The organism is Erythrobacter sanguineus (genome assembly GCF_900143235.1).
In the GTDB taxonomy this organism is placed as follows: Bacteria; Pseudomonadota; Alphaproteobacteria; order Sphingomonadales; family Sphingomonadaceae; genus Erythrobacter; species Erythrobacter sanguineus.
Genome location: NZ_FRDF01000016.1, coordinates 19578 through 44614 on the forward strand (window position 1 = coordinate 19578; position 25037 = coordinate 44614).

The 25037-nt window shown below is 66.2% G+C and carries 26 protein-coding genes; 20 read left to right on the forward strand and 6 right to left on the reverse strand.

Annotation, left to right across the window (positions count from 1 at the left end):
* Window positions 1–9 precede the first annotated feature (9 nt).
* Entirely contained in the window at window positions 10–1149 is a 1140-nt protein-coding gene (locus BUA05_RS12750) for a M14 family metallopeptidase (RefSeq protein WP_072675407.1), read from the reverse strand.
* Window positions 1149–1778 (reverse strand): hypothetical protein, encoded by a 630-nt coding sequence (locus BUA05_RS12755; RefSeq protein WP_072675408.1) that lies wholly within the window; start codon window positions 1776–1778, stop codon window positions 1149–1151. Before BUA05_RS12755 ends, BUA05_RS12750 begins: the two co-directional genes overlap by 1 nt.
* Window positions 1779–1894: 116 nt before the next feature.
* Between BUA05_RS12755 and galE the strand changes: the two genes are divergently transcribed.
* The 3 genes from galE to BUA05_RS12770 all read left to right on the forward strand — a co-directional run bounded on the left by galE (window position 1895) and on the right by BUA05_RS12770 (window position 3870).
* On the forward strand, window positions 1895–2917 hold the full coding sequence (gene galE / locus BUA05_RS12760; RefSeq protein WP_072675409.1) for a UDP-glucose 4-epimerase GalE: 1023 nt from the start codon (window positions 1895–1897) through the stop codon (window positions 2915–2917).
* Window positions 2918–3033: 116 nt separating this feature from the next.
* Window positions 3034–3159 (forward strand): type B 50S ribosomal protein L36, encoded by a 126-nt coding sequence (gene ykgO / locus BUA05_RS12765; RefSeq protein ID WP_029724010.1) that lies wholly within the window; start codon window positions 3034–3036, stop codon window positions 3157–3159.
* A gap of 108 nt (window positions 3160–3267) precedes the next feature.
* On the forward strand, window positions 3268–3870 hold the full coding sequence (locus BUA05_RS12770; RefSeq protein ID WP_072675410.1) for an HAD-IA family hydrolase: 603 nt from the start codon (window positions 3268–3270) through the stop codon (window positions 3868–3870).
* Between the two features lie 253 nt (window positions 3871–4123).
* Here BUA05_RS12770 and BUA05_RS12775 read toward each other — a convergent pair whose 3' ends face one another.
* Entirely contained in the window at window positions 4124–4468 is a 345-nt protein-coding gene (locus tag BUA05_RS12775) for a DUF8200 family protein (RefSeq protein WP_084662689.1), read from the reverse strand.
* A 208-nt stretch (window positions 4469–4676) separates the two neighbouring features.
* On the opposite strand from BUA05_RS12775, the gene BUA05_RS12780 reads away from it, so the two are divergent.
* Entirely contained in the window at window positions 4677–5243 is a 567-nt protein-coding gene (locus tag BUA05_RS12780; RefSeq protein WP_072675411.1) for a winged helix-turn-helix transcriptional regulator, read from the forward strand.
* A 62-nt stretch (window positions 5244–5305) separates the two neighbouring features.
* Entirely contained in the window at window positions 5306–7096 is a 1791-nt protein-coding gene (gene recQ / locus BUA05_RS12785) for a DNA helicase RecQ (RefSeq protein WP_072675412.1), read from the forward strand.
* On the opposite strand, the gene BUA05_RS15050 is transcribed toward recQ, so the two are convergent.
* Window positions 7093–8019: a hypothetical protein gene (locus tag BUA05_RS15050; RefSeq protein WP_086616577.1), complete on the reverse strand. Its 927-nt coding sequence runs from the start codon at window positions 8017–8019 to the stop codon at window positions 7093–7095. The two genes, recQ and BUA05_RS15050, sit on opposite strands and share 4 nt — an antisense overlap.
* Window positions 8020–8051: 32 nt before the next feature.
* Window positions 8052–9542: a YifB family Mg chelatase-like AAA ATPase gene (locus BUA05_RS12795; RefSeq protein ID WP_072675413.1), complete on the reverse strand. Its 1491-nt coding sequence runs from the start codon at window positions 9540–9542 to the stop codon at window positions 8052–8054.
* Between the two features lie 141 nt (window positions 9543–9683).
* Here BUA05_RS12795 and BUA05_RS15070 point away from each other — a divergent pair, with 141 nt between their 5' ends.
* The 8 genes from BUA05_RS15070 (at window position 9684) to BUA05_RS12835 (ending at window position 16894) form a co-directional block, all read left to right on the forward strand.
* A complete protein-coding gene (locus BUA05_RS15070; RefSeq protein ID WP_072675414.1) occupies window positions 9684–10757 on the forward strand; it encodes a hypothetical protein in 1074 nt (357 codons plus the stop codon).
* Between the two features lie 73 nt (window positions 10758–10830).
* On the forward strand, window positions 10831–10965 hold the full coding sequence (rpmH, locus tag BUA05_RS12805; protein ID WP_036801591.1) for a 50S ribosomal protein L34: 135 nt from the start codon (window positions 10831–10833) through the stop codon (window positions 10963–10965).
* A 116-nt stretch (window positions 10966–11081) separates the two neighbouring features.
* Window positions 11082–11483 carry a ribonuclease P protein component gene (rnpA, locus tag BUA05_RS12810; protein WP_072675415.1) on the forward strand — a complete coding sequence of 134 codons (402 nt, stop codon included), beginning with the start codon at window positions 11082–11084 and terminating at the stop codon, window positions 11481–11483.
* The gene (gene yidD / locus BUA05_RS12815; RefSeq protein ID WP_072675416.1) at window positions 11480–11689 is read left to right on the forward strand and encodes a membrane protein insertion efficiency factor YidD; all 210 of its coding nucleotides are present in this window, start codon (window positions 11480–11482) and stop codon (window positions 11687–11689) included. Before rnpA ends, yidD begins: the two co-directional genes overlap by 4 nt.
* 65 nt (window positions 11690–11754) lie before the next feature.
* A complete protein-coding gene (gene yidC, locus BUA05_RS12820) occupies window positions 11755–13518 on the forward strand; it encodes a membrane protein insertase YidC (protein ID WP_072675417.1) in 1764 nt (587 codons plus the stop codon).
* A gap of 4 nt (window positions 13519–13522) precedes the next feature.
* Complete coding sequence (yihA, locus tag BUA05_RS12825; RefSeq protein WP_072675418.1) at window positions 13523–14203, forward strand: ribosome biogenesis GTP-binding protein YihA/YsxC; 681 nt, start codon at window positions 13523–13525, stop codon at window positions 14201–14203.
* 163 nt (window positions 14204–14366) lie between these two features.
* Window positions 14367–15233: a sterol desaturase family protein gene (locus tag BUA05_RS12830; protein ID WP_072675419.1), complete on the forward strand. Its 867-nt coding sequence runs from the start codon at window positions 14367–14369 to the stop codon at window positions 15231–15233.
* A 101-nt stretch (window positions 15234–15334) separates the two neighbouring features.
* Window positions 15335–16894 carry a DUF1570 domain-containing protein gene (locus BUA05_RS12835; RefSeq protein WP_072675420.1) on the forward strand — a complete coding sequence of 520 codons (1560 nt, stop codon included), beginning with the start codon at window positions 15335–15337 and terminating at the stop codon, window positions 16892–16894.
* Between the two features lie 150 nt (window positions 16895–17044).
* On the opposite strand, the gene BUA05_RS12840 is transcribed toward BUA05_RS12835, so the two are convergent.
* Entirely contained in the window at window positions 17045–17866 is an 822-nt protein-coding gene (locus BUA05_RS12840) for a flagellin N-terminal helical domain-containing protein (protein WP_072675421.1), read from the reverse strand.
* Between the two features lie 302 nt (window positions 17867–18168).
* On the opposite strand from BUA05_RS12840, the gene BUA05_RS12845 reads away from it, so the two are divergent.
* The 7 genes from BUA05_RS12845 to BUA05_RS12875 are packed head-to-tail and all read left to right on the forward strand — an operon-like array spanning window position 18169 to window position 25014.
* The gene (locus tag BUA05_RS12845; RefSeq protein ID WP_072675422.1) at window positions 18169–19527 is read left to right on the forward strand and encodes a sigma-54 interaction domain-containing protein; all 1359 of its coding nucleotides are present in this window, start codon (window positions 18169–18171) and stop codon (window positions 19525–19527) included.
* Window positions 19524–19883, forward strand: a complete 360-nt coding sequence (fliE, locus tag BUA05_RS12850; RefSeq protein ID WP_072675423.1) for a flagellar hook-basal body complex protein FliE — start codon at window positions 19524–19526, stop codon at window positions 19881–19883. Before BUA05_RS12845 ends, fliE begins: the two co-directional genes overlap by 4 nt.
* A gap of 4 nt (window positions 19884–19887) precedes the next feature.
* A complete protein-coding gene (fliF, locus tag BUA05_RS12855) occupies window positions 19888–21537 on the forward strand; it encodes a flagellar basal-body MS-ring/collar protein FliF (protein WP_072675424.1) in 1650 nt (549 codons plus the stop codon).
* Window positions 21534–22577, forward strand: coding sequence for a flagellar motor switch protein FliG (gene fliG, locus BUA05_RS12860; RefSeq protein ID WP_084662691.1), 1044 nt, complete (start codon window positions 21534–21536; stop codon window positions 22575–22577). Before fliF ends, fliG begins: the two co-directional genes overlap by 4 nt.
* The gene (locus BUA05_RS12865) at window positions 22561–23193 is read left to right on the forward strand and encodes a FliH/SctL family protein (protein WP_072675425.1); all 633 of its coding nucleotides are present in this window, start codon (window positions 22561–22563) and stop codon (window positions 23191–23193) included. Before fliG ends, BUA05_RS12865 begins: the two co-directional genes overlap by 17 nt.
* Window positions 23190–24536 carry a FliI/YscN family ATPase gene (locus tag BUA05_RS12870; protein WP_072675426.1) on the forward strand — a complete coding sequence of 449 codons (1347 nt, stop codon included), beginning with the start codon at window positions 23190–23192 and terminating at the stop codon, window positions 24534–24536. Before BUA05_RS12865 ends, BUA05_RS12870 begins: the two co-directional genes overlap by 4 nt.
* Window positions 24529–25014: a hypothetical protein gene (locus tag BUA05_RS12875; RefSeq protein ID WP_072675427.1), complete on the forward strand. Its 486-nt coding sequence runs from the start codon at window positions 24529–24531 to the stop codon at window positions 25012–25014. Before BUA05_RS12870 ends, BUA05_RS12875 begins: the two co-directional genes overlap by 8 nt.
* Window positions 25015–25037 lie beyond the last annotated feature (23 nt).

The following is a 25037-nucleotide window of genomic DNA, read 5'->3' on the forward strand; positions in this document are numbered from 1 at the left end:
ACCCGGTTGCTACCCCGCGCGTGTTTCCAGCCATTCGGCCAGCGCTGCCATGCATTCGCGGCCCAGCAGCTTGCAGCGTTCGGGCGACCAGCCCTGATCGGGCTCGGGGAAATCGGCCAGATCCTTGTACGGCATTTCCAGCGTCATCGCGACCGCGCCGAAACGTTCGGCCAGCTGGTTGGTGCTCATCGACAGGTTGGCGGTGCCGGCGCGCGCCTTGGGATAGCCGAGCTTCGTCTGGAAATCCGGGGTGCGACGGTCAAGGATGCGCTGGTAGAGGGAATAGCCCTCGCCCTGCTGCTCGGTCCATGACGGGATGCCATCGAACCCGGCCAGAAACACGGCCGGGATTGCCTCGTCAGCGTGGACATCCATCGCGAAATCGACGCCGGTTTCATCCATCCGGTTGCGGATGGCGAGCACTTCGGGCGATTTGCCGGGGGTGGGTATGGCCCATTCGCGGTTGAGGTTGCTTCCAACCGCATTGGTTCGCAAATGCCCCCTGCGCGAACCATCGGGGTTGCAATTGGGCACGATATGGATGCGGCACTTCGCTCTGAGCGCGCGCGCGACCGGATCGGCCGGATCGGTCAGGCATTCCAGCGCGCCTTCGATCCACCATTCGGCCTGGGTTTCGCCCGGATGCTGGCGGGCATAAAGCCACACCTGCGTGTTTCCCTCGCCCAGTTCAAGGCAATCGATCGGCTGCCCGTCGATCGTGGTACCAAGGCGGACGTAATCGACCCCCTCGCTCGCCGCGGCTTCAGCGACAAGATCATGGTGCCGTTCCATCGAAAAGGGCGCAAAATAGGCCACCCAGAACACGTCGGAGGCAGGCAGGTGGCGGATCGTCAGCGTGCCGCCTTCCTCGTCCTTGTCGAAACTGCTGGCCGCGCGCGCCCAGTAATCGCGGTCTTCCGACACGCAGGCGTTGTAATCGGGCCAGCCGCCGGGATAGGCGCTGGCATTGAGGCCGGTGATCTTCAGCACCACTTCATTGCCCGCGCTGGCCGCGACGCGGAAATGGAACCACTGGAAGAATTCGGAATCCTGATCGCGGCGGATGGCAAGCCGGGCGGTGCGGTCTGCAATCGCCAGCACTTCGATATTGCCGCTGTCGAAGGCGGCATCCACAAACATCGCGGTCATCAGGATCCCTGGAGCTTCTTGGCGTTGATCGTCACGGTTTCGCCATTGCCACCCGGGAAGTCTTTGAACAACCCGGCGGCGAGCGTCGCTGCGCTGGTGGTGAGCTGCGAAAACGGCGATTTGACCCCGGTGGCAAGCTGAGCGCGGCCTTCCCACAGCGTCTCTCCGTCGGTGCGGGTGATGCGCACGGCAAGATCGGTCAGGACGCTGGGGCTTTCGCGTCCGCCGCCCAGATTGATGCCAACGCCCATGCCCACGCCCGAACCAAAACTGCCGGTCTGCCCGCCAACCCCGACATTCACCGGATTGCCGCGCGTGTCGGCGGCGGCGATGGCATTGCGGCTGGTGCGGATCGCGGCGGTCTGTGCCGCCGGGACGCCTTCCGGCACGACGGTATAGCCGAGCTGCGCCAGTTCCTTGCCAACCGCCGCAGTAAAGGCCGACCGCGCCGCGGCATTGCCGACTTCGTCCGGAAAGCTCAGCATGATCGTGCCTTGCCCAAGCCCGGCCGAATCGGGCGCGACAAAGCGGGTGACCTCGACCGGGCCGGTGTAGGGGCTGGATGCACAGGCCGGCAGCATCAGTGCGGCGGCGCAGGCAAGCAGGGCGATGGGTCGGAAACGGGGCATGGCGATATCCTTTCGTGGCCGACCTTATAGGTGGTGCTGGCGGCTATCCACAATCTCTGCTTTTCGGCACAAGGTGTTGACGTTTTGGCAGAGCAATCCTGTTAGAGGCCCGTTTCATGAATTTGGCCAAGAAACCTCCCGTGCTGGTGACCGGCGGCGCCGGCTATATCGGCAGCCATGCTGTGCTCGCGCTGAAAGATGCGGGCTGGCGGCCTGCGGTGATCGACAACCTTTCAACCGGGTTCCGCTTTGCAATCCCCGATGGCGTGCCGCTGTATAAAGGCGATATTGGCGATGCTGCGCTGCTGGCGCGGATCTTTGCCGAGCAGGGCATGGGTCATGGCAAGGGCGCGATCATGCATTTTGCAGGGTCCATCGTGGTGCCCGAAAGCGTTGCCGACCCGCTCAAATATTATCACAACAACACCGCCAACAGCCGGGCGCTGATCGCAGCGGCGGTGCAGGCGGGCGTGCCACATTTCATCTTTTCCTCGACCGCGGCGACCTATGGCATCCCCGATGTCGCAGCGGTGAGCGAGGATACGCCGCAGCGCCCGATCAATCCCTATGGCTGGTCCAAGCTGATGACCGAGCAGATGCTGGCCGATGTCGCGGCGGCCCATCCGTTCAACTATGGCGTGCTGCGCTATTTCAATGTCGCCGGCGCCGATCCTGCGGCGCGCAGCGGGCAATCCACCGCAGGCGCGACGCATCTTATCAAGGTGGCGATCGAGGCCGCGCTGGGCATGCGCGAATCGGTTGCGGTGTTCGGCACCGACTATGCGACGCCTGACGGGACGGGCGTGCGCGATTACATCCATGTCAGCGATCTGGCAGCCGCGCACGTGCTGACGCTGGAGGCGCTGATTGCCGAGCCAGCGCGCTCGCTGACGATGAATTGCGGCTATGGCCGGGGGTTTTCGGTGCTTGAGGTGCTGGACGCGGTTGACCGGGTGACCAATCGCCAGCTTGATCGCCGCATCCAGAGCCGTCGCGCAGGCGATCCCGATTCGCTGATTTCCGATTCGCGCCACCTGCGGGCCACTCTCGGCTGGGAGCCTGCTCATGCCGATCTCGACACGATCATCGCCCATGCACTGGCGTGGGAGCGCAAGCTGGCCGATTTGCGGGCCGGTTGATCCGGGTGCGCATGGCAGACTCGCATTGACGCGGGGGGGCTTGGTCGCTAACGGCACGCTTCAATTTCCGCGCGTCGGGCCTGCTCCGGCGCGCTTCTCTTTTGGAAACGAAACCCATGAAGATCGTCAACAGCCTCAAGTCGCTGAAGGGCCGCCACCGCGACAACCGCGTGATCCGTCGTCGCGGGCGCACCTATGTCATCAACAAGACCAACCGCCGTTTCAAGGCCCGCCAAGGTTAATTGGCGCGCTGATTGATGCGCGGTGCGGCTGCCATGGGTGGCCGATGAATTCAGCGGCCCGCCTCCTGCAACGGAGCGCGGGCCGACTGCATTTGAGGAGCAGGCGAAGTGCAGCAGGCGGTGGTGTTCGATGTCGGGCGGGTTCTGTTCCAGTGGCAGCTTGCCGCCTTGTTCGAAAAGCTGATCGACGACCGTGAGGAGCTTGACTGGTTTCTCACCCACGTCGTGACCGAGGAATGGCATTTCGAACATGACCGCGGGCGCGCGCTGGCCGACATGGTGCCCGAACGGATCGCGCTGTTCCCGCAATACGAAGCCCATATCCGCGCCTATGCGACGCGTTTCAACGAGACGGTGCCGGGGCCGGTCGCAGGCGCGCATGCGATTGTCGAGCGGCTCCACGCGGCGAATGTGCCCTTGTTCTGCCTGACCAATTTCGGCGACGAGTTCTGGCAGGCCTTCCGCCCGACCCAGCCGATCTTCGACCTGTTCGACGATATCATCGTGTCGGGCGTGGAGAAGGTCGCAAAGCCTCACCCGCGCATCTACGAAATCGTCGAGGCGCGAACGGGCCGGACGGGCGAGGCGCTGTTCTTCACCGATGACAACCCCGCCAACATCGTCGCCGCACAGGCGCGCGGCTGGAACGCGCACCTGTTCACCGACGCGCCAGGGCTTGAGGCCGCATTGGCGGAGGCCCGGCTGCTTTAGGGCTTTTGCCAAAGCTAAATCGGATGCCTTCAAACGACGCCGAAGGCGTCGCAAGGCCGACCGGCCGCCCGCAGGCGCCCGTAGCGAAGCGGAGGAGCAGCGCCGAGGACGCACCCGCGCAAGGCAGGTGCGCAACACAAGGGACTCTTCAAAAAACCCCCGGTCGCGCTTTGGGGAATGCGCGCCGGGGGTTTTGGAGATCCGCGCGGGCTGGAGAGGCGCCCGCGCGGGGAGGATCAGCTACGGGGCTGAATCAGCCGTTGCACTTGGCCAGTTCTTCGGCGGGCAGTTCTTCGCCATCGACCACGAAGCTCGCCACTTCGCCGAACTTGCGGTTGAGGCCGCGGCAGATGCGCAGCGGGCGGGCGCTCGCCTTGTTGGCGACACAGGTGGTGCCTTCGCAGGCCCAGGCCACACCGCTGGCGACCGCGCGGCTTTCGCCCGCCGGAGCCGTCAGCGTGGCGTTGTAATAGGCGCCATTGGCGGCGGTCACCGGGCTGGCGCCCGTGGCCACGCCAAAAGCAAGGCCGGTGTAAAGCACGGCCGAAGCGAGGATGGCGAGCTTGCCAGTGCGGGAAAGAGAGAGGGTATTGGTCATCGGGGGGATCCTTTGCCTTGGTCTGTTTTGGGCGGTTGCGCTGTGGCCCTTGTCATCTCATTTTGCAATGCAACATTTCAATTCGAAACCAGTTGCTATTCGCTACCTAATCGCTTAAGTTTCGACTTGCAACTGAAAACTGAATTTTTTTTGTGACTGCCCGCAAAAGCGGTTACACATTACCCCGCAAGGGGAAGGGACTGACAAAATGGGCGACTTGAGAGAACCGCTGCGCGACCTGATCGAATGCGGTCTGCCGCAGGCGCTGGAGGTGATGGGGGAACGCTGGTCGTTCATGATTCTGCGCGCCAGCTTCAACGGGCTCAAGCATTTCGAGGAATTCCTGAGCGAGCTCGGGATTGCCCGCAACATCCTTTCCAACCGGCTGGCCAAGCTGGTCGAACATGGCATTCTCAAGCGTGAGCCCTGCGCCGATGATCGCCGCAAGATCGAATACCGCCTGACCGAAAAGGGCTTTGATCTGCTGCCCGCAATGGTGGCGCTGCGCCAATGGGGCCAGAAATACGGCAGCGAACAGGTGATCGAGGATCCGGTGCTGGTGGACGAGCATGACCGCCTGCCGATCGGCCCGGTCTCGATTCTCGCGCATGATGGCCGCATCCTTGGCCCGCAGGACTTGTTGCTGGTGCGTCCCGCCAACCTCGGCAAGCGCGCGGATGGCTCGGTTGCCACGCCGGGTGCCGGACTGGGCATCGGCCTGGGCCGGGGCGATGTGGTCGATCTTGCCACGGCAAAAGCGGCCGCCGCCGGATAAGCCGTCGATAGCGGCCCCGGCATGGGTGCCTTCTGCGCCGTGGATCGGTAAGAGCGGCAGGCATGAACGTGGTCGCAAACCCCGATATTCACGAAATCCTGCGCCGCACTTTCGGCTTTCCCGGCTTTCGCGGGCAACAGGAGGCGGTGATCGGGCGTGTCATGCGCGGTCAGCACAGCCTTGCGCTGATGCCGACCGGCGCGGGCAAGAGCCTGTGCTATCAGGTGCCCGCGCTTGCCCGCAATGGCACCGCAATCGTCATCTCGCCGCTGATTGCGCTGATGCACGACCAGATCCGCTCGGCCGGTGCGGCGGGCATCCGCGCTGCCTCGATGACTTCCGCCGATACGGATAATGCCGCCACTGCCCACGCGTTTCGCAATGGCGAGCTTGATCTGCTTTACGTGGCCCCCGAACGCGCATCGACGCCGGGCTTTCAGGCGTTGCTGGAACGCGCCGAGATCGCGCTGTTCGCCATCGACGAGGCGCATTGCGTGTCCGAATGGGGGCATGATTTCCGCCCCGATTACCGGATGCTGCGCCCGGTGCTCGATCGTTTTGCGCATGTCCCGCGGCTGGCGCTTACGGCGACCGCTGACCCGGCGACCCGCGCCGATATCCTGCGCCAATTGGGCATTCCGGAAGACGGGATGATCATCGCCGGGTTTGACCGGCCCAATATCCGCTATGCCATCACCCCGCGGCAAAGCGGCCCGCGCCAGATCGCCGATCTGCTGGCCCGGCTGCCCGGCGCTGGCATTGTCTATGCCCCGAGCCGCAAGGCGACCGAGGATATCGCCGCACAGATCGCCCGGACGGGCCGCGAGGCGGGGTTCTATCACGCCGGCCTTGATCCGGAACGCCGCGCCGCCGTGCAGGCGCAATTCGTGCGGTCGGAAAGCATGGTGATGGTCGCCACGATCGCGTTCGGCATGGGGATCGACAAGCCCGACGTGCGCTTTGTCATCCATGCGGGCCTGCCCAAGTCGATCGAGGCCTATTATCAGGAAACCGGCCGCGCGGGCCGTGATGGCGATCCCGCCGAAGCGCACCTGCTGTGGGGGGTGAGCGATTTTTCGCGCGCGCGCCAATGGCTTGGCGATGTCGAGCCTGAGCGGTTGGCGGGCGAACAGGCGCGATTGAACAGCCTTGCCGCGCTGGTCGAGGCGCCCGACTGCCGCCGTGCGATCCTGCTCAGGCATTTCGGCGAACACCCGCCCGCGCAATGCGGGAACTGCGACAATTGCGAAAATCCGCCGACCATGATCGATGCCAGCGAGTTGGCGCGCAAGCTGCTGTCGGCGGTCTATCGCACCGGGCAGAGCTTCGGCATCGGCCATGTCGAAAAGGTGCTGACCGGCCAGAGCGACGAACGGATCACCGCGCGCGGGCATGACAGGCTGTCGGTGTTCGGAATTGTCACGCCGCAAGATGCGCCGGTGCTGCGCCCGCTCGCCCGCACGCTGACGGCGCGCGGGATGCTGGCCGCGACCGAGCATGGCGGGCTGATGCTCGGCCCGCAGGCGCGCAGCGTGCTGAAGGGCGAGGAAGCTGTCACGCTGGCTGAGCCGCCGCCCAAGGCCCGCCGTTCGCGCAAGTCGCGCGGCGAGGCAGTGCCCAACCCGATCGGCAATCCGCTGTTCGAGGCGCTGAGGGCCCGGCGCAAGGAACTGGCGGCTGAACACGGCATCCCTGCCTATGTGATCTTCCATGATTCGGTGCTGCGCGACATGGCGCATCGCTGCCCCGAAACGCTCGCCGAAATGGGCACGATCCCCGGTGTCGGGGCCAAGAAGCTGGAAACATGGGGCGGCGATTTCATCGCTGTGATCCGCGATTCCCTGCGTGGTTAGCGTACCCGGGCCAGCGAATAGTCGATCCGGATCCGCACCCAGGTGCCGAACTGCTCGCGCCCGCCGATCCGTGCCGGACGCACCCGGAATTGCCACGCGGCGGCCATGACCGCGCGGCCCATTTGCGATCCTTGCGGGCTTTCGCTCAGCAATTCACAATCCTCGACGTAATAACCGGACACGATCCTGCAGGCGATCAGCGCCGATGCCGGCCCGGTGGCGGTCGAGAGATATCCGGCCAGTTCCTGCCGGGTCGGTTCGCGATACCAACGCGCGGCGTAAAGCGGCTCGCCATTGGGCGCGGTGCCGACCCGCTCGCTGTCGGTGCTGCCCCGCGGCGGGCCGGTATCAGCCGGGCCAAAATTGCGGCCGGGATTGATCCGCGCGGCGATGGTTGGCGATGCGCTCGGCTGGGCGCTGGGCTGGGGTTGGGCCGGGGGCGGTGGAGGAGGAGCAGGGGTCGGGTTGGACACCAGCGGCGGGGGCGGACGCACCGGTTCGGGCGGCAACAGCGGCTGGGCCTCGTCCGGGACCGGTTGCGGTTCGGGCGGGGTGGCGGCGCTTTCAGCCGGTGGTTCGGGCGGCTGCTCGGGCTCGGCCTCGGGTTCGGGGGCGAAATCGGTGGCGGCAAATTCGGTCACGATCTCGCTGGCCTGCTTGTCGCCCGCAATCTGCGTGCCGAGCGTGAACAGCAGCAAGATGATCAGCGCCTCGATCAGCAGCGCGATGGCAAGGCTCGCCGCCTTGCGCTGCCGCGCACTATCCCCCAGCCGCGCCTGCAGGTCGTCCCGCAGGTCGTTCCATCGGGCAGCAAGCCCGCGGGGCAGCTTGGCCGCCAATGCTGAAGGATCGTCCGAAATTGCCAATGCGCCCTTGATCGGCCCGGCGGGAGGGGGGATTGCGGCCCGGCCTGCCTTATCCAATAGGACGAAACGCGCCGGATTTGAACCGCGCTTCAGCCGGTCATCTGACGATAGGACAGCGCCTCGGCAATATGGGTGCGGCCCACGCTCTCGGCCCTGGCAAGATCGGCGATGGTGCGCGCAACCCGCAGCATCCTGGTATAACCGCGCGCCGACAGGTGCAGCTTTTCCGCCGCCTGCAACAACAGCTTGCCTCCCGCCTCGTCAGGGGTGGCGAAGGTTTCGAGCTTGTCGCCCTCCAGTTCGGCGTTGGAGCGCACGCCCCGCGCAGTCTGCCGCGCGCGGGCTGTCGCAACGCGCCGCGCGACTGCGTCGCTGCCCTCGGTGGGCGGGGGCAGGGCCATGTCGATCGCGCTGACCGCCGCGACATGAACGTGCAGATCGATCCGGTCGAGCAGCGGGCCGGACAATCGCGCCTGATAATCGCCGACACAGCGGGGATATTTGTTGCAGTTGCGCGCCGGATCGCCCGCGTATCCGCAGCGGCACGGGTTCATTGCCGCCACCAGCTGCACCCTTGCCGGGAAGGTGACATGGGCATTGGCGCGGGCGACATCGACGCGGCCTGTCTCCAGCGGCTGGCGCAGCGAATCGAGCACCGGGCGCTGGAATTCGGGCAGTTCATCGAGGAACAATACGCCCAGATGGGCCAGGCTGACCTCGCCGGGCCGCACCTTCAGCCCGCCGCCGGTCAGCGCCGCCATGCTGGCCGAATGGTGCGGGGCGCGGAACGGGCGCGCGCGGCTGATCCGGCCTGCCTCCAGCGTGCCCGCGACCGATTGCACCATCGACACCTCCAGCGCCTCGGCCGGCGGCAGGTCGGGCAGGATGCCGGGCAGGCAGCTCGCCAGCAGGCTCTTGCCTGATCCCGGCGGGCCGACCATCAGCAGATTATGCCCGCCAGCGGCTGCGATTTCGAGCGCGCGCTTGGCCGTTTCCTGCCCCTTTACCTGTTTCAGATCATTGCCGAGAGCCGCCTCGGCCACCGCTCCGCGCTGCGGCTCGTCGAGCACCAGGCTGCCCTTGAGATGGCCCAGCAGGCTGACCAGATCGCGCGGGGCCAGCACTGGCACCCCGCTGGCCCAGCGTGCCTCCGGCCCCTGTTCGGCCGGGCAGATCAGGCCGGTCCCCGCCTCGCTGGCGTGCAGCGCGGCGATCAGCACGCCGGGGCTGGCGACCACCCGGCCATCCAGCGCCAGTTCGCCCACCGCGATCCAGTCACCCAATTGCTCGGCATCGGTCACCCCCATCGCCGCCAGCAGTGCAAGCGCAATCGGCAGATCGTAATGCGATCCGTCCTTGGGCAGATCGGCGGGTGACAGGTTGATCGTGATCCGTTTGGGCGGCAGCGCAAGGCCCATGGCGGACAGCGCCGCCTGCACCCGTTCACGGCTTTCGCTCACCGCCTTGTCGGGCAGGCCGACCACGGTGAAGCGCGGCAGGCCGGGGGCGACCTGACACTGCACCTCGACGCTGCGCGCCTCCAGCCCGAGATAGGCAACCGTCCTCACCAGCGCGACCATCTGCAACCCCTTGCACGCCCCCGAGCGGCGTTTGTGCAGGGTCTGGAGAGGCTTGTCGAGCGGCTTGGGAACCGCGCTAAGGAGTTTTTAAAGGATATATCTTGGCAATTTCGGAAGGCGCGCGGGTCAAAGCTGTGCAGCATGAACCGCGCCCTTGTTCTTTTGCTTGCCGCCTTTGCGCTGCTGCCCGGCACCAACGCTCTTGCGCAACCGGGGGCGCAATCGGGCGCGCAATCGGGCGCGCGGGTGGTGGCGACCACCAGCTGGGTCGAGGAATGGGACCCGGCCACCGGCCAATGGGTGCGGGTGGATGACAATCCGGCCTCTGTCGCCCCGGCTGCCTATCAGGCCACGACCACCACCCGCGCGGGCGGTGTGACAATTACCGAGACCGTGATCGCCGAACCGGTGCGCTTCATCGCCCGTCCGGCGCGCAATGCTGGCAAAATCGCGGCGCTCGGCCAATACGGCCCCTTCCGCGTGCTCGACAACCGGCGCGCTGCGCTGGTGGATTCGACCGATGCCGCCAGCCCCGGCGCGTTCAGGGCGATGCTTGCGGCTTTTCCGGGGCTTGAGGTCATCGAATTTCTCGATGCGCCGGGCACCAGCAATGATCTTGCCAATCTTGCGCTGGGCCGCGCGATCCGGGCGGCGGGCCTTGCAACCCATGTGCCCGAGGGCGGATCGGCACGGTCGGGCGCGGTCGAGCTGTTCCTTGCCGGAATCCGCCGCAGCATGGACGAAGGCGCGCTGTTTGCGGTGCATTCGTGGCGCGACGAGGCCGGCCGGGAGCCTGATGATTTTGCGCCGGACGCGCCGGAAAACCGGCTCTATCTCGATTACTATGCCGAAATGGGCATGAGCGAGGATGAGGCCCGCACGTTTTATGCGATGACCAATTCGGTGCCGCATGCTGGCGCGTTCTGGCTGAAAGGCAGCCAGATGGCGCAGTGGATCGCGCCCGAAGCCCCTGAGCGCAGCCGGATCATGCCGCCGTTGCTGCCCAAGCCGGTGCTGCTGGCTGGCTTGCCCGCCGCCACGGTGCTGGGCGACAGCGCGCATGCCGCGCTGGCGGCCTTGCTGGCCCCCTCGCTGGCCACCTCGCTGGCAGTGCTGCCGGACAGCGCGTGTCCGACCGCGCGCCCCATACTGGCGTATGCCGGGCTTGACCGGATGGCGCTGGGTTTGCTTGACTCGCGGTTGGCTTTCCCATAAGCGCCCGCCCCTGATCAAGGCTGCCCCGTGGCGGCCTCGTGCCGGCCAGCCGGCCACATTTTTCGAGGATGATATGAAGCGGACGTTCCAACCCAGCAATCTCGTGCGTGCCCGTCGCCACGGTTTCTTCGCACGCAAGGCGACCCCGGGTGGCCGCAAGGTGCTGCGCGCCCGCCGCAACCGCGGCCGCAAGAAGCTCTGCGCGTGATTGATTTTCGCACCCGCCTCCGCGGGTGCGACTTCCTCGCTCATGCGATCTGAAGATCGCGTCGCTGCGGGCGGCCGGTCAGCCTTGCGGGCTCCCTTTGGGAGCCCGTTTGTCGTATGGTGACCTGCGTGATCTCTGTCCTCACCAAGCGCGCGGACTTTCTGGCCGCGAACAGCGGCATCCGCAATGCGCGGCCCGGATTCGTGCTGCTGACCCGGCCGAATGATGGGCAGGGCATGCGTTACGGGATCACCGTCACCAAGAAGATCGGCAATGCGGTGGTGCGCAACCGGATGAAGCGGCGCTTTCGCGAATTGCTGCGCGCCGGGCTGCCTGATCAGGGCCTTGCCGATCACGATCACGTGCTGATCGGCCGGGCTGGCGGGGTGGAGCGCGATTTTCACATGATGGCCACGGAACTCGCTAGGGCGCTGGAACGCGCAGGCGAGGGCAAGGGCGATCCGGCGGGCGGGCGGCGGCCGCGCAAGGGGAATCGCGTCAGGAAAGGCGGGCGGTGAAGCAGATCCTGATCCTGATTGCACGGTTCTGGCAGCTCGGCCCTTCGCGCCTACTGCCGCCGACTTGCCGCTATGCACCTTCATGCAGCGAATACGCGATTCAGGCGATCGGCAAGTATGGTGCGCTCAAGGGTGGATGGATGGCATTTAAGCGGCTAATGCGCTGCCACCCATGGGGCGGGCACGGGCATGATCCGGTGCCCTGAGGGTGGAAATCGCAGCGTCATAGTACCATAATACACTTCTGGTCGTATTCTTTCAGGGCTTCATCTTGGACAATCAGCGTAATCTCCTGCTCGCCGTCGTGCTTTCCGGCCTGCTCATTCTCGGTTGGGATGTGGGCATGCGGTTCTTCTATCCGGAAGCCTCGCTTACCGCGGCGATGGACCCGGCCGATCCGGCCGCGCAGACCAGCGCTGCCGGCGCGCCCGGCACAAGCGTGGTCGCCGCCGATCTGGGCGGCGAAGGCACGCTTGCACAGACAGTCGATCTGTCCGCCGCGCTCGCCAGCCCTGACCGGGTGGCAATCGACACTCCGCGCATGGCCGGTTCGATCAACCTTGTCGGCGCGCGGATCGATGACATCGTGCTGAAGGACTACCGGCAGGATGTAGACAAGGATTCCGGCCCGGTCCGCCTGTTCGCGCCCGAGGCAACGCCAGACCAGTATTTCGCCGAATTCGGCTTTGTCACCGGCGGGGTGCGCCAGCCTTCGACCGCGCGCTGGCAGGCCGATGGCGAAAAGCTGACGCCTGAAACCCCCGTGACCCTGACCCGCACCGACGCGGACGGCGTGTCCTATACCATCCGACTTGTGGTGGACAAAAACTACATGATCACGGCCGAGCAGACTGCGACCAATGCAGGCGAGGCGGCGGCAATCATCCAGCCTTTTGCCTTGATCAAGCGGACCGACAGGAACGCCACGCCCGACCAGTTCATTGCCCATTCCGGCCCGGTCGGCGTGTTCGGCGGGACGCTGTGGGATCCCCATGCCTATCACGAGCTCGCCGAAATCGGACGCGAGACGCCCGAAGGCGCGGCCAGCTGGCTTGGCTTTACCGACCAGTACTGGCTTGCCGCGCTGGTGCCGGTGAAGAATGGCCAGACCGACAATGTCGGGTTCCGTTCGCTGGGTGACACCCTGTTCCGGGCCGATCTTCTCTATGCCGCACAAACCGTGCCCGCAGGCGGCAGCCTGACACAGTCGACCGGCCTTTATGCCGGGGCCAAGGACAGCGAGATCCTCGATGCTTACGAGGATTCAGGGATCACCTATTTCGGCAAGGCAATCAGCTGGGGCTGGTTCGAGATCATCGAAAAGCCGCTGCTATGGCTGCTGCGCACGCTGAACGGGCTGGCGGGCAATTTCGGCGTGGCGATCATCCTGCTGACGGTGATTATCCGCGGGGCAATGTTCCCGATCGCGCAGAAGCAATTCTCCTCGATGGCCGCAATGAAAGCGGTCCAGCCCAAAATGAAGGCGATCCAGGAACGCTTCAAGGAGGACAAGCAGCGCCAGCAGCAGGAAATCATGAAGCTCTACAAGGACGAGAAGGTGAACCCGTTGGCCGGGTGTCTGCCGCTGGTCCTGCAGATCCCGATCTTCTTTGCGCTGTACAAGGTGCTGGTGCTGGCGATCGAGATGCGCCACGAGCCTTTCGTACTGTGGATCCGCGACCTTTCGGCCCCTGATCCTGCGCATATCCTCAACCTGTTCGGGATGCTGCCCTATGATGTGCCGGGCTTCCTTGCGATCGGCCCGCTGGCGGTGCTGCTGGGTGTGACCATGTGGCTGACTTTCAGGCTGAACCCGACCGCGATGGACCCGATCCAGCAGCAGATGTTTGCGATCATGCCGTGGATCCTGATGTTCGTGATGGCGCCGTTTGCGGCTGGCCTGTTGCTGTACTGGGTCACCTCGAACCTGCTCACCCTGGCACAGCAGAGCTATCTTTATTCCAAGCACCCGCAGTTGAAGGCGGCGAGCGCGAAGGAAAAGGAAGCGGCCGAACGCGAGAAGGCAAAGGGTTAGCGCCGTGACCGATCCGGAGGATCAGGCCACCCGCGAGGAAGCCGCATCGAAGCTCTTTTCCGGGCCGGTGGATTTCCTGCTGTCCGCGCCGCAGCTGAAGTTCCTGCCTGAGCCGCAAGTGCCGGAAATCGCCTTTTGCGGGCGGAGCAATGTCGGCAAGTCATCGCTGCTCAACGCGCTTACCGGCAGGAAGGCGATCGCGCGGGCTTCGGTCACGCCGGGACGCACGCAGGAGTTGAACTTCTTCGATGTGGGCCGCCCGGAAGAGGACGGCGCGCTGCCGCTGTTCCGGCTGGTCGACATGCCGGGCTACGGCTTTGCCAAGGCGCCGATCAAGGTGGTCGAAAAGTGGAAGTCGCTGGTGAACTCCTACCTGCGCGGGCGGCAGGTGCTGGCGCGCACACTGGTGCTGGTCGATAGCCGTCACGGGCTGAAAGAGGTCGACCGGGCGATGATGAAAATGCTCGATGAAGCCGCGGTCGGATACCGGATCGTGCTGACCAAGACCGACAAGATCAAGGCGAGCGAACTTGCCGCAGTGGCCGAAAAGACCGCCGCCGAAGCGAAGAAACACGTCGCCGCCCACCCCGAACTGCACCTGACCAGCGCCGAAAAAGGCATGGGCATAGCGGCCCTGCGCGCTGCCGTGCTGGCCGATGCGCTGGGCGAGGGCTGGACCGGCTAGGCTGTCCGTTGGCGGGCTTGCCTGCGCCGCTTTCAGTCGCCCATCTGCCATTTCCTGCTCACAGGGCAGGCCTGCTACCGCGATGATCTGCGCAGGATGGCGTATTCTTTGCCCGGAGTGCCCGGCCTAGGGGTAGCGCGCGCTATCAAGCAGGGGACGAGACATGAAGCAGACCCTCATCAACCTCGTGCCGCCGGCGACCGTCGCGGCGGTGCTGGCCTTCTGGGCCTTTGCCCCGCGAGCCTGGATCGAGGCGCCGTGGACCATCATTCTGGTCGGGCTGGCGGTGATCGCGCTGGTGCAATTGCTCGAACTGCTGTTCGAACGCCACGAAGGCTGGCGCATCAATGGCACGGAGCTGGCGACCGATATCTTCTATGTCGTCTTCGGCTACGGCGTGATCGGCACGCTGAGCGAATTGTTGGTCACCGAGCCGATGATGGAGCTGAAACAGTCGCTTGGCATTGCCACCCCGTGGCTGGCCGAATTGCCGTTTCTGGTGCAGGTCGCGGTGGTGATGCTGGTGTTCGAATTCGGCCAGTACTGGATGCACCGCGCGATGCACAACTGGCATCCGCTGTGGCTGACCCATGCGCCGCATCATCACGTCACGCAGCTCAATGCGATGAAGGGTTTCATCGGCAATCCGATCGAACTGTTCCTGATCAGTCTCAGTGTGATCGCGCTGCTGGATGTCGATCTGCCGGCATTGTTTGCCGCGTTCAGCACCTTGGGCGTGATCGCCACCTATGCGCATGCCAATGTCCGCGCCGATCCGCCGTTCTGGTACGGGTTCTTTTTCACCACCATCCGCAACCACAGCCTGCACCACACCGCATTGAGTTACGAGGACACGCGCTGCAATTACGGCAACAGCGTGATCCTGTGGGACCGGGTGTTCGGCACCTATCGCGAAGGCGAATCCGCGGTCGTAGGACAGGATGACCGGCGGCGCCTGTCGATCAGGGAGCAGTTCCTGTTCCCCTTCCGCCCGCCGCCCGCAGGACAGGCCGAAACCAGCGGGCAATAATCCGGCTGCGCAAGCTCGCCGCCTGCCGCATCTGGCCAAGCGGCTGAAAAACCTTATGCTGGCGGCCCCTGCTTGGCCCACAGGTAGCACGAGGTCGTCGCATGAAATTCTGTCCGGTCTGGTGGATCGCCTTTGTTCTGGCGCTGGCTTGGGCGCAGCCGGGGCTCGCCGCGTGGCACGAAGCGTCGAGCGATAATTTCGTCATCTATGCCGATGAAAAGCCTGCCGCGCTGCAACGCTATGCCGAGAATCTCGAACGCTATCATGCCGCCATGGCTGCCCTGCTTGGCCGCCAGCTCGATCCGCCAAGCCCGTCCAACCGCGTGGTGATCTTCGCGGTTGGCGACCAGCGCGATATCCGGCGATTGTCCGATTCGGGTTCGCGCAGCATTGCCGGCTTCTATATCCCGCGCGCCGGGGGCAGCCGCGCCTTTGTGCAGGACCTGCGCAATGATGGTGACGGGGATTATCCCAGCTTTTCAACCATCGTCCTGCTTCACGAATATGCCCATCACTTTCTGATTGCGAGCAGCAATTTCGCGATGCCGCGCTGGCTCAATGAAGGCGCGGCGGAGTTCTTCGCGGCGGCGAGCTTCCAGCGCGATGGCAGCGTGATGATCGGGCGGGTCGCCCAGCATCGCGCGGGCGAGATCCTGTTCGGCGACCGGATGACCGTGCGCGACCTGTTCGAAGCCGATCTGCGCAGCGATGACGAGCGGGGCAAGCGCGACAACGCCTTTTACGGCTATAGCTGGCTGCTTTATCATTACCTGACCTTTTCGGAAGAACGCGCCGAACAGCTGAGGGAATATCAGCGCAATCTGATCGCCGGGATGGATGCGCTCGCGGCGGGAGAGGTGGCCTTCGGCGATCTCGCCGCGCTCGATCGCGAGCTCAAGGCCTATACCCGCGAACGGCTCAAGACCTTCCGGCTGCCGCCCGAACGTTTGCAGATCGGTGCGGTCCGCATCCGCGCGCTGCCGCAGGGCGAGGCGGCGATGATGCCGATCATCATGCGATCGCAGCGCGGTGTCGATGCCGATGCCGCCGCCCAGCTGCTGGTCGAGGCGCGCCGCCTTGCCGTGCGCTATCCCGATGATCCGGGCGTGCTGACCGCGCTGGCCGAAGTGGAATATGACGCAGGCCATGATGCCGAGGCCATCGCCGCAGCCGACCGCGCCATCGCGCTCCATCCGATGCGGGCCAATGCCTATCTGCAGAAAGGCTATGCGCTGTTCCGTCAGGCCGACGCGGCGGATGATCCGCCCGCCGCCTATGCCGCGGCGATGGCGCCGTTCGAAGCGCTCAACCGGATCGAGAACGACCATCCGATCCCGCTGGTCTATTTCTACCAGAGCTTCATCCGCAAGGGCGAGCAGCCCAATGAAACCGCGCGCGCCGCGCTTGAACGCGCGGCACAGCTTGCGCCGTTCGACCTCGGGCTGAAGTTCAATGCCGGGCTGATGCTGCTGGGCGAAGGCAAGATCGGCATTGCCCGCACGTTTCTCCAGCCGGTGGCGGTCAATCCCCATGGCGGCAGGCTGGCGGCCAATGCCCGCAAGCTGATCGATGTTCTTGCCGCGGTGCCCGAAGGCACGCCGATCGGGCCGGACCAGCTGCCCGATATCGGCGGTGATGAGGAGGCTGGAGAGGCGGGATAGGCCGCAGCGCAAACCCGGCGGACGCGCGCGATGCAGCAGCGCGAACAGGCCTTCCCCGCCCGGCCCCGGCGTGAATCCCGAAAGCCCGGAGCCTTGCGGCTCCGGGCTCGGTGGTCGCCTCGAAGGGGGGACGAGAGCGACGCGGGGGTCTTACCGCAGCAGCGACAACACGTTCTGCTGCGACTGGTTGGCCTGGGCCAGCATCGCGGTGGAGGCCTGGCCGAGGATCTGCGCCTTGGCGAGCGCGGTGGTTTCCGCCGAATAATCGGTGTCCATGATCCGCGAACGGGCATCGGTCAGGTTCGTCGACACGTTGGTGAGGTTGTTCACCGCCGACTGCAGACGGTTCTGGAACGCACCCAGATCGGAACGCGCCGTGGTGACGGCACCGATCGCGGTATCATACTGATCCAGCGTCGCCGCCCCGACCGCTGCCGGGGTGGCCCCGAAGGTGACGACCGCAGTCATCGCGGCGGCCTGTTCCAGATCGGGCAGGGTCACCGTCAGCGCATCCACGGCTTCCGCGCCGGCCTGGATGGAAATTTCGTTGGTCGCGGTTGAAAACAGGTTGATGCCGTTGAAGGTGGTGTTCTCGATCACCGAGTTGATCTGCCCGGCCAGCGCGTCGCGTTCGGAATCGATGTTGGCGATGTCGGTGGTGGAATAGGTTTCGTTCGAACGCTGCACCGTCAGCTCGCGCATCCGCTGGAGCATGTTGGTGACTTCATCGAGCGCGCCTTCGGCCGTCTGGGCCAGCGAAATGCCGTCATTGGCGTTGCGCACGCCCTGCGCCATGCCGCGGATCTGCGACGTGAAGGAGGCCGCGATGGCAAGGCCCGCAGCGTCGTCAGCGGCGCTGTTGATGCGGCGGCCGGTCGACAGACGCTCCATCGAAGTGCCGAGCATGCGGCCGGCCTGCGTGCTGGCATTGGTGGCGCGCAGGGCCGAGATATTGGTGTTGACTACGTTCATTGTTCAAGCTCCCGAATGGTCAGGCAGGACGAACAGGCCCGTCGCTGCTGGCCATTAGATCGGCCGGTTATCGGGATGTTTAAGCCGGTTTTTTTCAGCGCTTGCCCGAATGCCTGCCCCAAAGCCTGTCACGCCTGCTGTCTGCCGCAGCGGCAAACCGCCGCCGCCCGCTGCCGGTTCGCATCGCGGCATCCCGCCCCGCACCTCCCCGGTGACTAAGGGAAGGTACGGGGGCTTAAATTTGCATCATGTTTGACGTCCACGCGGCAATTGCTTGCCATAAGGTAAGAACAGGGGCGACCATGACCATTCCATCGCGCGCTGCGGAAATCCCGTCAGCCAATGCAACCAATCCGCGTCCACATGCCGGCGCAGGGGCGGCGCATGATGCGCTGATCGACATGACAGTGCCCTTGATGGGCCGCCGCTGGCAGCGTGACCGGATCGTGCTGGGCGAAAGCGGGCGCAGCGCGCTTACGCCGGGCGGTTTGCGCAGCGCAAAGATCGCGATCGATCTGGCCCATGCCAACACGCCCGCGCTGGCGCTGGCCGCGCCCGGTCGCATTACGCTCGCCTATGATCCTGCCGCGCCCGAACGCGCACGCCCGGCGCTGCTCGCCGCTTCGGCTCATGGTGGCTGGCCGATTGCGGGCGACACCCAGTCGATGGCGCTGCTGACCCTTGCCGAGCGGATTTCGGCGAGCACCATTCCGGTGCTGCTTGAAGGGCCGACCGGCACCGGCAAGGAAGTGCTGGCGCGTTTCGTCCACCACCTTTCCGCGCGCGGGGATGGCCCGTTCATCGCGGTCAATTGTGCAGCCATGCCCGAGGCGATGCTGGAAGCCCTGCTGTTCGGCCACCGCAAGGGCGCCTTTACCGGCGCATCCGAAGCGGGCGAAGGCCTGTTCCGCGCCGCCGACAAGGGCACGCTGCTGCTTGACGAGATCGGCGAATTGCCGCTGGCGCTGCAGGCCAAATTGTTGCGCACGCTGCAGGAAGGCGAAGTGCTGCCGCTGGGCGCGACCCGCCCGGTCAGCATCGACGTGCGGATTATCGCCTGCACCAACCGGCATCTGGCCGCCGAGGTCGAGGCCGGGCGTTTCCGCGAAGATCTGCTTTACCGCCTCAATGTCTTCCCGCTGCGTATCCCGGCCCTGCGCGACCGGCCCGGCGATATTGCCCCGCTCGCCTTCGGGATGCTGCTGCGCCATGCGGCTGAGCCCGGCCAGCCGGGCTGGATCAGCGAGACAGCGCTGGCACTGCTGGAAAGCCACGCTTGGCCCGGCAATGTCCGCGAACTGGAGAACGTGATCCGCCGCGCGATCCTGCTGAGCGGCGAGGCCCGCGCCATCGCGGCGGAGCATATCGTGTTCGATACTGCGGTGCGGGCCGTGTCCGATACCGGTGCGCCCGCGCCGCTGGTAACGCCGTCCGGGCTGGCCAAGACGCTATCCGACGTCGCCTTTGCTTCCGAAGCGCAGGCGATCCTTGCCGCGCTGGGCAGCCATGACGGCAATCGCAGCGCCACGGCGCGCAGCCTTGGCATATCCGAGCGTACCTTGCGCTATCGGCTCGCCTCGATGCGTGCGAGCGGGATGATGGCCGCCACTGCCACCGCTGCCGCCACTGCTGCCGCCACAGCTGCCGGAGGCCGGGCATGAGCGCCATCCGCCCCGGATTCGGTATCGCCGATGTCATGTCGCTGCGTCAGCAGGTGCTTGCCCGCAATGCCGCCTTGCAGGATGTGCGCGCGGCAAGCGCAACAGCGCCTGCACAAGGCCCCGCGAATGTTCCGGCTGCAGGCTTCGCCGACACGCTCACCAATGCGCTCGGTCAGGTGAATGCGGTGCAGCAGCGATCATCCGACATGCAGGTTGCCTATGAACGCGGACAAGTGACCGATATCGCCGAAGTGATGTTGGCTCGGCAGGAAGCGGGTGTCGCCTTCGAGGCGACCCTGCAGGTGCGCAACAAGTTGCTCACCGCCTACCAGGACATCATGCGGATGGGGGGCTGATTAGATGGCCGATACAAGCCTTTCCGTCACCGCCGATACGGCGGGTCTTCCTGCCGCGCCGCCGCCAGCCGGTTGGCGCACCCTGCTGCCCGAACCGGTCGCCGGCTTCATGGCCCAGCCCGCCCTGTCGCGCGCACTGCCTGCTCTTGCGGGGGTTGGCGCGCTGGCGGCAGCGGGCGCGTTGTGGGTGACGCTCGCTTCCGGGCCGGATCGCCTGCTTTATGCCAGCCTGACCGATGGCGAACGCGCCAAGGTGGTCGAGACGCTCGACGCGGGCGGGATCGGCTATAACATCGACAACCAGACCGGCGCCTTGTCGGTGTCCGAAAGCGATGTCTACCGCGCGCGCATGCTGGTCGCCAGCGATGCCGGGATTGCGGCCCCGCAAGGCGCAAGCGAGATGCTCGACGCGATGCCGCTGGGCACCTCGCGCACGCTCGAAGGCGAACGCCTGCGGCTGGCGCGCGAACGCGAACTGATGCTGACAATCCGCGAGATCGACGGGATCGAGTCCGTGCGGGTCCACCTTGCCACGCCCGAACGATCGGTGTTCGTGCGCGAGAACAACCCGCCCAGCGCCTCTGTGATGCTGCGGCTGGTGGGCGGGCGCAGCCTGACGCAATCGCAGGTCGAGGCGATCGTCAACCTCGTCGCCGCTTCGGTTCCCGGCATGAGCGCGGATGCGGTGCGGGTGGTCGATCAGAACGGGCGGCTGCTGTCTTCCCCGCGCGAGGAAGCGCTCGATTCGCTGGTGCTCCAGCGCGAATTTGAAGCCAAGCTGCGCGAACAGATCGACACGCTGCTGCTGCCCTTGCTGGGCGAAGGCAATTATTCGGCGCAGGTGCAGGTCGCGCTTGACCAGAACGAGGTCACCTCGGCGCGAGAAACCTATGAAAAGGAAGGCGTGGTCCGCAATGAAAGCGAGCGCAACGCGACGCGTTCCGGCGCAGGCGTGGTCGGCGGCGTGCCGGGGGTTCCCGCCAACACTCCGCCCCCCGATGCCGAGCTGGTCGATGGCGCACCGCAGCCCGAAGCGCCCGCCACAGCGAACGGGACCGACACCGAAAGCGCCGTGCAGCGCAGTTATGAACTGGGGCGCGAGGTTGCCGTCACCAGCACGAGGCCCGGCAGCCTGACCAAGCTTTCGGTCGCGGTCGCGGTTAGCGACGAGGCCTTGAAGGCCGCGGCCCCGATGACTGCTGCCCAGCTTGAAGCACTGGTGGGCGCGGCGGTCGGCGCCAATGCTGAACGCGGCGACCGGGTCGAGGTGGTGGCCAGCAAGTTCGAGCCGGTGAACCTTGAACCGCCGGCATTCTACGAACAGCCGTGGTTCGCGATGCTGGTGCGTTATGGCACGGCGTTGATTGCGGTGTTGCTGGTGCTGTTGCTGGCGGTGCGCCCGCTGGTCGCCAAGCTGCGCGGCAAGGATGAAGCGCCTGCCGCACCGGATTCCGCCACCACCGAGGCGACGGCGCTGCTGGCCGATAATGGCGTGCCGATTGCGTCCGGCGCGGATGGCGTCCCGCTCAGCGATCTGCCGCAACAGGTCGAGCTTGCCCGCCGTCTCGCGGCAAGCCAGCCCGAACGTGCGGTCGAGGCGCTGCAGCGGATGCTGGCAGCGCCCGATAACAGCCCGGAGGCGAGCGCGACATGAGCATCGACCTTGCCCTTGATGATGCCGCGGCTGCGGCGGCACCTGCAAACCTGCTGAACCGGATCGATCGGGCTGCGGTGTTCCTGATGCTGCTTGACGACGAGGAAGCGAGCGGCATCCTTGGCCGCCTTGCGCCCGAAGAACTCGAACAGCTGGGCGCGGCGATGATGGCGCTGGGCGAAATCGACCAGTCGCGCATGGTCGAGGCGCTGGCCGATTTCGTCCAGGAGGCGGCGCGCGAGATTCTCCCGCAGCGCGGACGCAATGACCGGGTGCGGACGCTGCTCGACAAGGCGCTCGGCCCGGTGCGGGCGGACAGCATGATGCAGCGGATCGAGCCCGAGGCCCGCCCGCGCAGCCTCGAAATGGCGCGCTGGCTGGTGCCGGCGGTGCTGATCCGCCTGATCGAGGATGAACATCCCCAGGTGATCGCCGCGCTGTTGCTGCTGATCGAACCGGAGCCTGCCGCCGAGGTGCTGTCCGCACTGCCGCACGAATTGCAGACTATGGTGGTCGAACGGGTGGCCAAAAGCGGCCCGGTTTCGCCCCGCGCCATCGGCACCATCGATACGTTGCTGACCCAGCGCATCACCGCGACCTTTGGTGCGGCCGCACTGGCACTGGGCGGCCCGCGCGAAGCGGCAAACCTGATCAACCTAGCCGCAGGCGATCTGCGCGACACGGTGCTGCCCGCCATTGCCGAGCGCGACTCCCTGCTGGCGACAAGGATCGAGGAGGAACTGTTCACCTTCGAGATGCTGTTCGCGCTCGATCCGATGTCGATGGGCCGCCTGCTGCGCGATGTGGATTCGGAAAAGCTGGTCGATGCCTTGAAGGGTCTCAAGGAGCCCGATCGCGCCCCGTTCTTCGCCGCCATGTCGAGCCGTGCGGCCGACGGGGTCAAGGACGAGATCGAATTGCGCGGGCGTTTGGCCAAGAGCGATGTGGCTGCTGCGCAGAAGGCGATTGTGGAGGTTGCGCGCGGTCTTGCCGATGCGGGCGAGATCGTGATCGGAAGCGGCGATGGCGAGTTCGTCTGACTGGCTCGGCGCGCTGGCCGCGCCGCCATCCCCCGAGCCCGGCTGGCTGTCGCTGCTTGGCGAACCGGCGGATTTCCGCGAGCTGGCGCGGTTTGGCGCGCCGGATCCTGAGGCCGCGCGCGCGCCTGCCGCGACCCCGGCGCCGCACGCCGATCTTGCGCCGGATGCGCTGGCGCTGGCCTATGCCGAAGGCGCGGCGGCAGGGCGCGCTGCTGCGCTGGCGGAGGCCGAACGCGACGCTGCCCGCCAGCGTGAGTTGCGGCTGGCCTTTCGCCGGCTTGATGCGGCGGCTCTCGATGCGCTTTCGACCGATCTTGCCGATACCGTGATCGCCCTGTGTGACGGCGTGCTGGCGGGGCATGCCACCGACCGCGAGGCGCTGCTGGCCCGCTGCCGCGCGGCGGCGGTGCGGATCGGCGGCGCGGCGGCGGCGCTGCGGCTGCACCTTCATCCCGATGACATCGAACAGCTCGGCCCCGAGGCGCTCGCCGATTGGGCGGTGATTGCCGATTCCGCGCTCGAACCCGGCGCGCTGCTGCTTGAAGGGCCGGACGGCGCGGTGCGCGATGGCCCTGCCGACTGGCGCCGCACGATTGCCGCTGCGGTGCGCGGATGATCGCCGAATTGCAGCTTGATCTGGCGCGCATGCGCATGGCCTGCGTCGATAGCGGGCCGGTGCGCATGGGCCGCGTGGTCGCCTGCGATGGCGGGTTGATCGAGGTCGCGGGCCTGCCGCTGCCGGTCGGGTCGCTGGGCCTCATCGAAAATGACGCGGGCAGCGAATGTCTTGCCGAAGTGATCGGCTTTCGTGCCGGCCATTCGCTGATGATGCTGCTGGGCGATGCCATGCTTTTGCGCCCGCGTGCGAGCGTGCGGGCGCTGGGCAATCCCGGCGAGGTGCGGGTCGGCGAAGCCTTGTTGGGGCGCGCGGTCGATGCGCTGGGCGAAGCCATTGATGGCGGCCCGCGGCTCGATCTGCCGCACGCCTGGCCGCTGGCCGGGCAGCGCGAGGGCGCATTGGAACGCGCCAGCGTCCACCATCCCTTTGATTGCGGCGTGCGTGCAATCAACGCGCTGGCGACGATGGGCGTGGGCCAAAGGCTTGGCATCATGGCGGGATCAGGCGTCGGCAAATCGGTGCTGGTCGATACCATCGCCGGCCACGCGGTTGCCGATGTCACCGTGGTCGCGCTGATCGGCGAGCGCGCGCGCGAGGTGTCTGATTTCGTCAATCGCCACATGGCCGGCCATCGCCGGGGCGGGATCGTGGTGGTTGCCGTGCCCGCCGATCACGCTCCCAACCTGCGGCTGCGTGCAGCGCAATATGCCAGCGCCATCGCCGAATATTTCCGCAGCCAAGGCAAGCGCGTGCTGCTGATCCTCGACAGCCTGACCCGCGTCGCCCACGCCGCGCGCGAACTGGCGCTGGTGCTGGGGGAGCCCGGCGCGGCGCGGGGTTATCCCCCATCCGCGCTGGCGGCGGTCACCCGGCTGGTTGAACGCGCGGGCAATTCTGCACGCACCGGCGGCGCGGTGACGGGCATTTACACCGTGCTGGCCGATGGTGACGACACCAATGATCCGGTGGTCGATACTGCGCGGGCCATCCTTGACGGGCACATCGTGCTGTCGCGCGAGTTGGCGCAGCGCGGGCATTACCCGGCGATTGACGTGCCCGCTTCGCTCAGCCGGGTGATGGACGAACTGGTTTCGCCTGACATTGCCCGCGCCGCGCGCCGCCTGCGCGCGCTGATCGCCGCGCGCGAAACGAACCGCGATCTGGTGCTGATGGGGGCCTATCGTGCCGGGAGCGATCCGCTGCTGGATGAGGCCCTGACGATGAGCGGGCAGGTGGATGCCTTCCTGACGCAGGAGCGCGGGGCCGCCGAGCCGCTCGCCGACAGCCACACCGCGCTCGCCGCGCTGATGGCGCAGGCCGTCGGGGGCAGAGATGCGTGAGGCCCGCCGCCTTGCGCTGATGGAGCGGCAGGCGCTGATTGCACGGGTCGCCCGGCGTCAGGCCTTGCGCGGCCTTGCCGAAGCGCTTGAGGCCGAGGCCCGCAGCGAGGCGCTGGCCGCAAGGAGCCGCCAGCTTGTCGCTGCCAGCGCGCCGCAGCCCGGAGCGATGGCGGCTGAAGTGTTCACCGCGCGCGCCATCTTTGCCGCCAGCCTCGTCCAGCTTGCCGCCAACGCCGCCGATGCTGCCGATGATGCCGCGCGCCAATCGGCATGGCAGGCCGATATGCTGGCGCAGGCCGAAACCCGCGCCAAACGCCTCGCCGAGCGCGAGGCCGAGGCGCGGGCCGCGCTCGATGCGCTGAAACGCCGCCGCGCCGAAGCCGATCCGCCGCAGCTGGCACGCAAGTTGCAATCACGCGATTTGCAATCACGCGATTTGCAAACGCGCGAGTTGAAAACGCTCAAGGTGCAGAACTGAAGCGCGCACCTCTCTTGACCCAT

Coding starts and splice junctions, on each gene's coding strand:
- BUA05_RS12750 (WP_072675407.1), bottom strand. CDS start 1,149: ATGACCGCGATGTTTGTGGATGCCGCCTTCGACAGCGGCAATATCGAA.
- BUA05_RS12755 (WP_072675408.1), bottom strand. CDS start 1,778: ATGCCCCGTTTCCGACCCATCGCCCTGCTTGCCTGCGCCGCCGCACTG.
- galE (WP_072675409.1), top strand. CDS start 1,895: ATGAATTTGGCCAAGAAACCTCCCGTGCTGGTGACCGGCGGCGCCGGC.
- ykgO (WP_029724010.1), top strand. CDS start 3,034: ATGAAGATCGTCAACAGCCTCAAGTCGCTGAAGGGCCGCCACCGCGAC.
- BUA05_RS12775 (WP_084662689.1), bottom strand. CDS start 4,468: ATGACCAATACCCTCTCTCTTTCCCGCACTGGCAAGCTCGCCATCCTC.
- BUA05_RS12780 (WP_072675411.1), top strand. CDS start 4,677: ATGGGCGACTTGAGAGAACCGCTGCGCGACCTGATCGAATGCGGTCTG.
- recQ (WP_072675412.1), top strand. CDS start 5,306: ATGAACGTGGTCGCAAACCCCGATATTCACGAAATCCTGCGCCGCACT.
- BUA05_RS12795 (WP_072675413.1), bottom strand. CDS start 9,542: ATGGTCGCGCTGGTGAGGACGGTTGCCTATCTCGGGCTGGAGGCGCGC.
- BUA05_RS15070 (WP_072675414.1), top strand. CDS start 9,684: ATGAACCGCGCCCTTGTTCTTTTGCTTGCCGCCTTTGCGCTGCTGCCC.
- rpmH (WP_036801591.1), top strand. CDS start 10,831: ATGAAGCGGACGTTCCAACCCAGCAATCTCGTGCGTGCCCGTCGCCAC.
- rnpA (WP_072675415.1), top strand. CDS start 11,082: ATGGTGACCTGCGTGATCTCTGTCCTCACCAAGCGCGCGGACTTTCTG.
- BUA05_RS12830 (WP_072675419.1), top strand. CDS start 14,367: ATGAAGCAGACCCTCATCAACCTCGTGCCGCCGGCGACCGTCGCGGCG.
- BUA05_RS12835 (WP_072675420.1), top strand. CDS start 15,335: ATGAAATTCTGTCCGGTCTGGTGGATCGCCTTTGTTCTGGCGCTGGCT.
- BUA05_RS12840 (WP_072675421.1), bottom strand. CDS start 17,866: ATGAACGTAGTCAACACCAATATCTCGGCCCTGCGCGCCACCAATGCC.
- BUA05_RS12845 (WP_072675422.1), top strand. CDS start 18,169: ATGACCATTCCATCGCGCGCTGCGGAAATCCCGTCAGCCAATGCAACC.
- fliE (WP_072675423.1), top strand. CDS start 19,524: ATGAGCGCCATCCGCCCCGGATTCGGTATCGCCGATGTCATGTCGCTG.
- fliF (WP_072675424.1), top strand. CDS start 19,888: ATGGCCGATACAAGCCTTTCCGTCACCGCCGATACGGCGGGTCTTCCT.
- fliG (WP_084662691.1), top strand. CDS start 21,534: ATGAGCATCGACCTTGCCCTTGATGATGCCGCGGCTGCGGCGGCACCT.
- BUA05_RS12865 (WP_072675425.1), top strand. CDS start 22,561: ATGGCGAGTTCGTCTGACTGGCTCGGCGCGCTGGCCGCGCCGCCATCC.
- BUA05_RS12870 (WP_072675426.1), top strand. CDS start 23,190: ATGATCGCCGAATTGCAGCTTGATCTGGCGCGCATGCGCATGGCCTGC.
- BUA05_RS12875 (WP_072675427.1), top strand. CDS start 24,529: ATGCGTGAGGCCCGCCGCCTTGCGCTGATGGAGCGGCAGGCGCTGATT.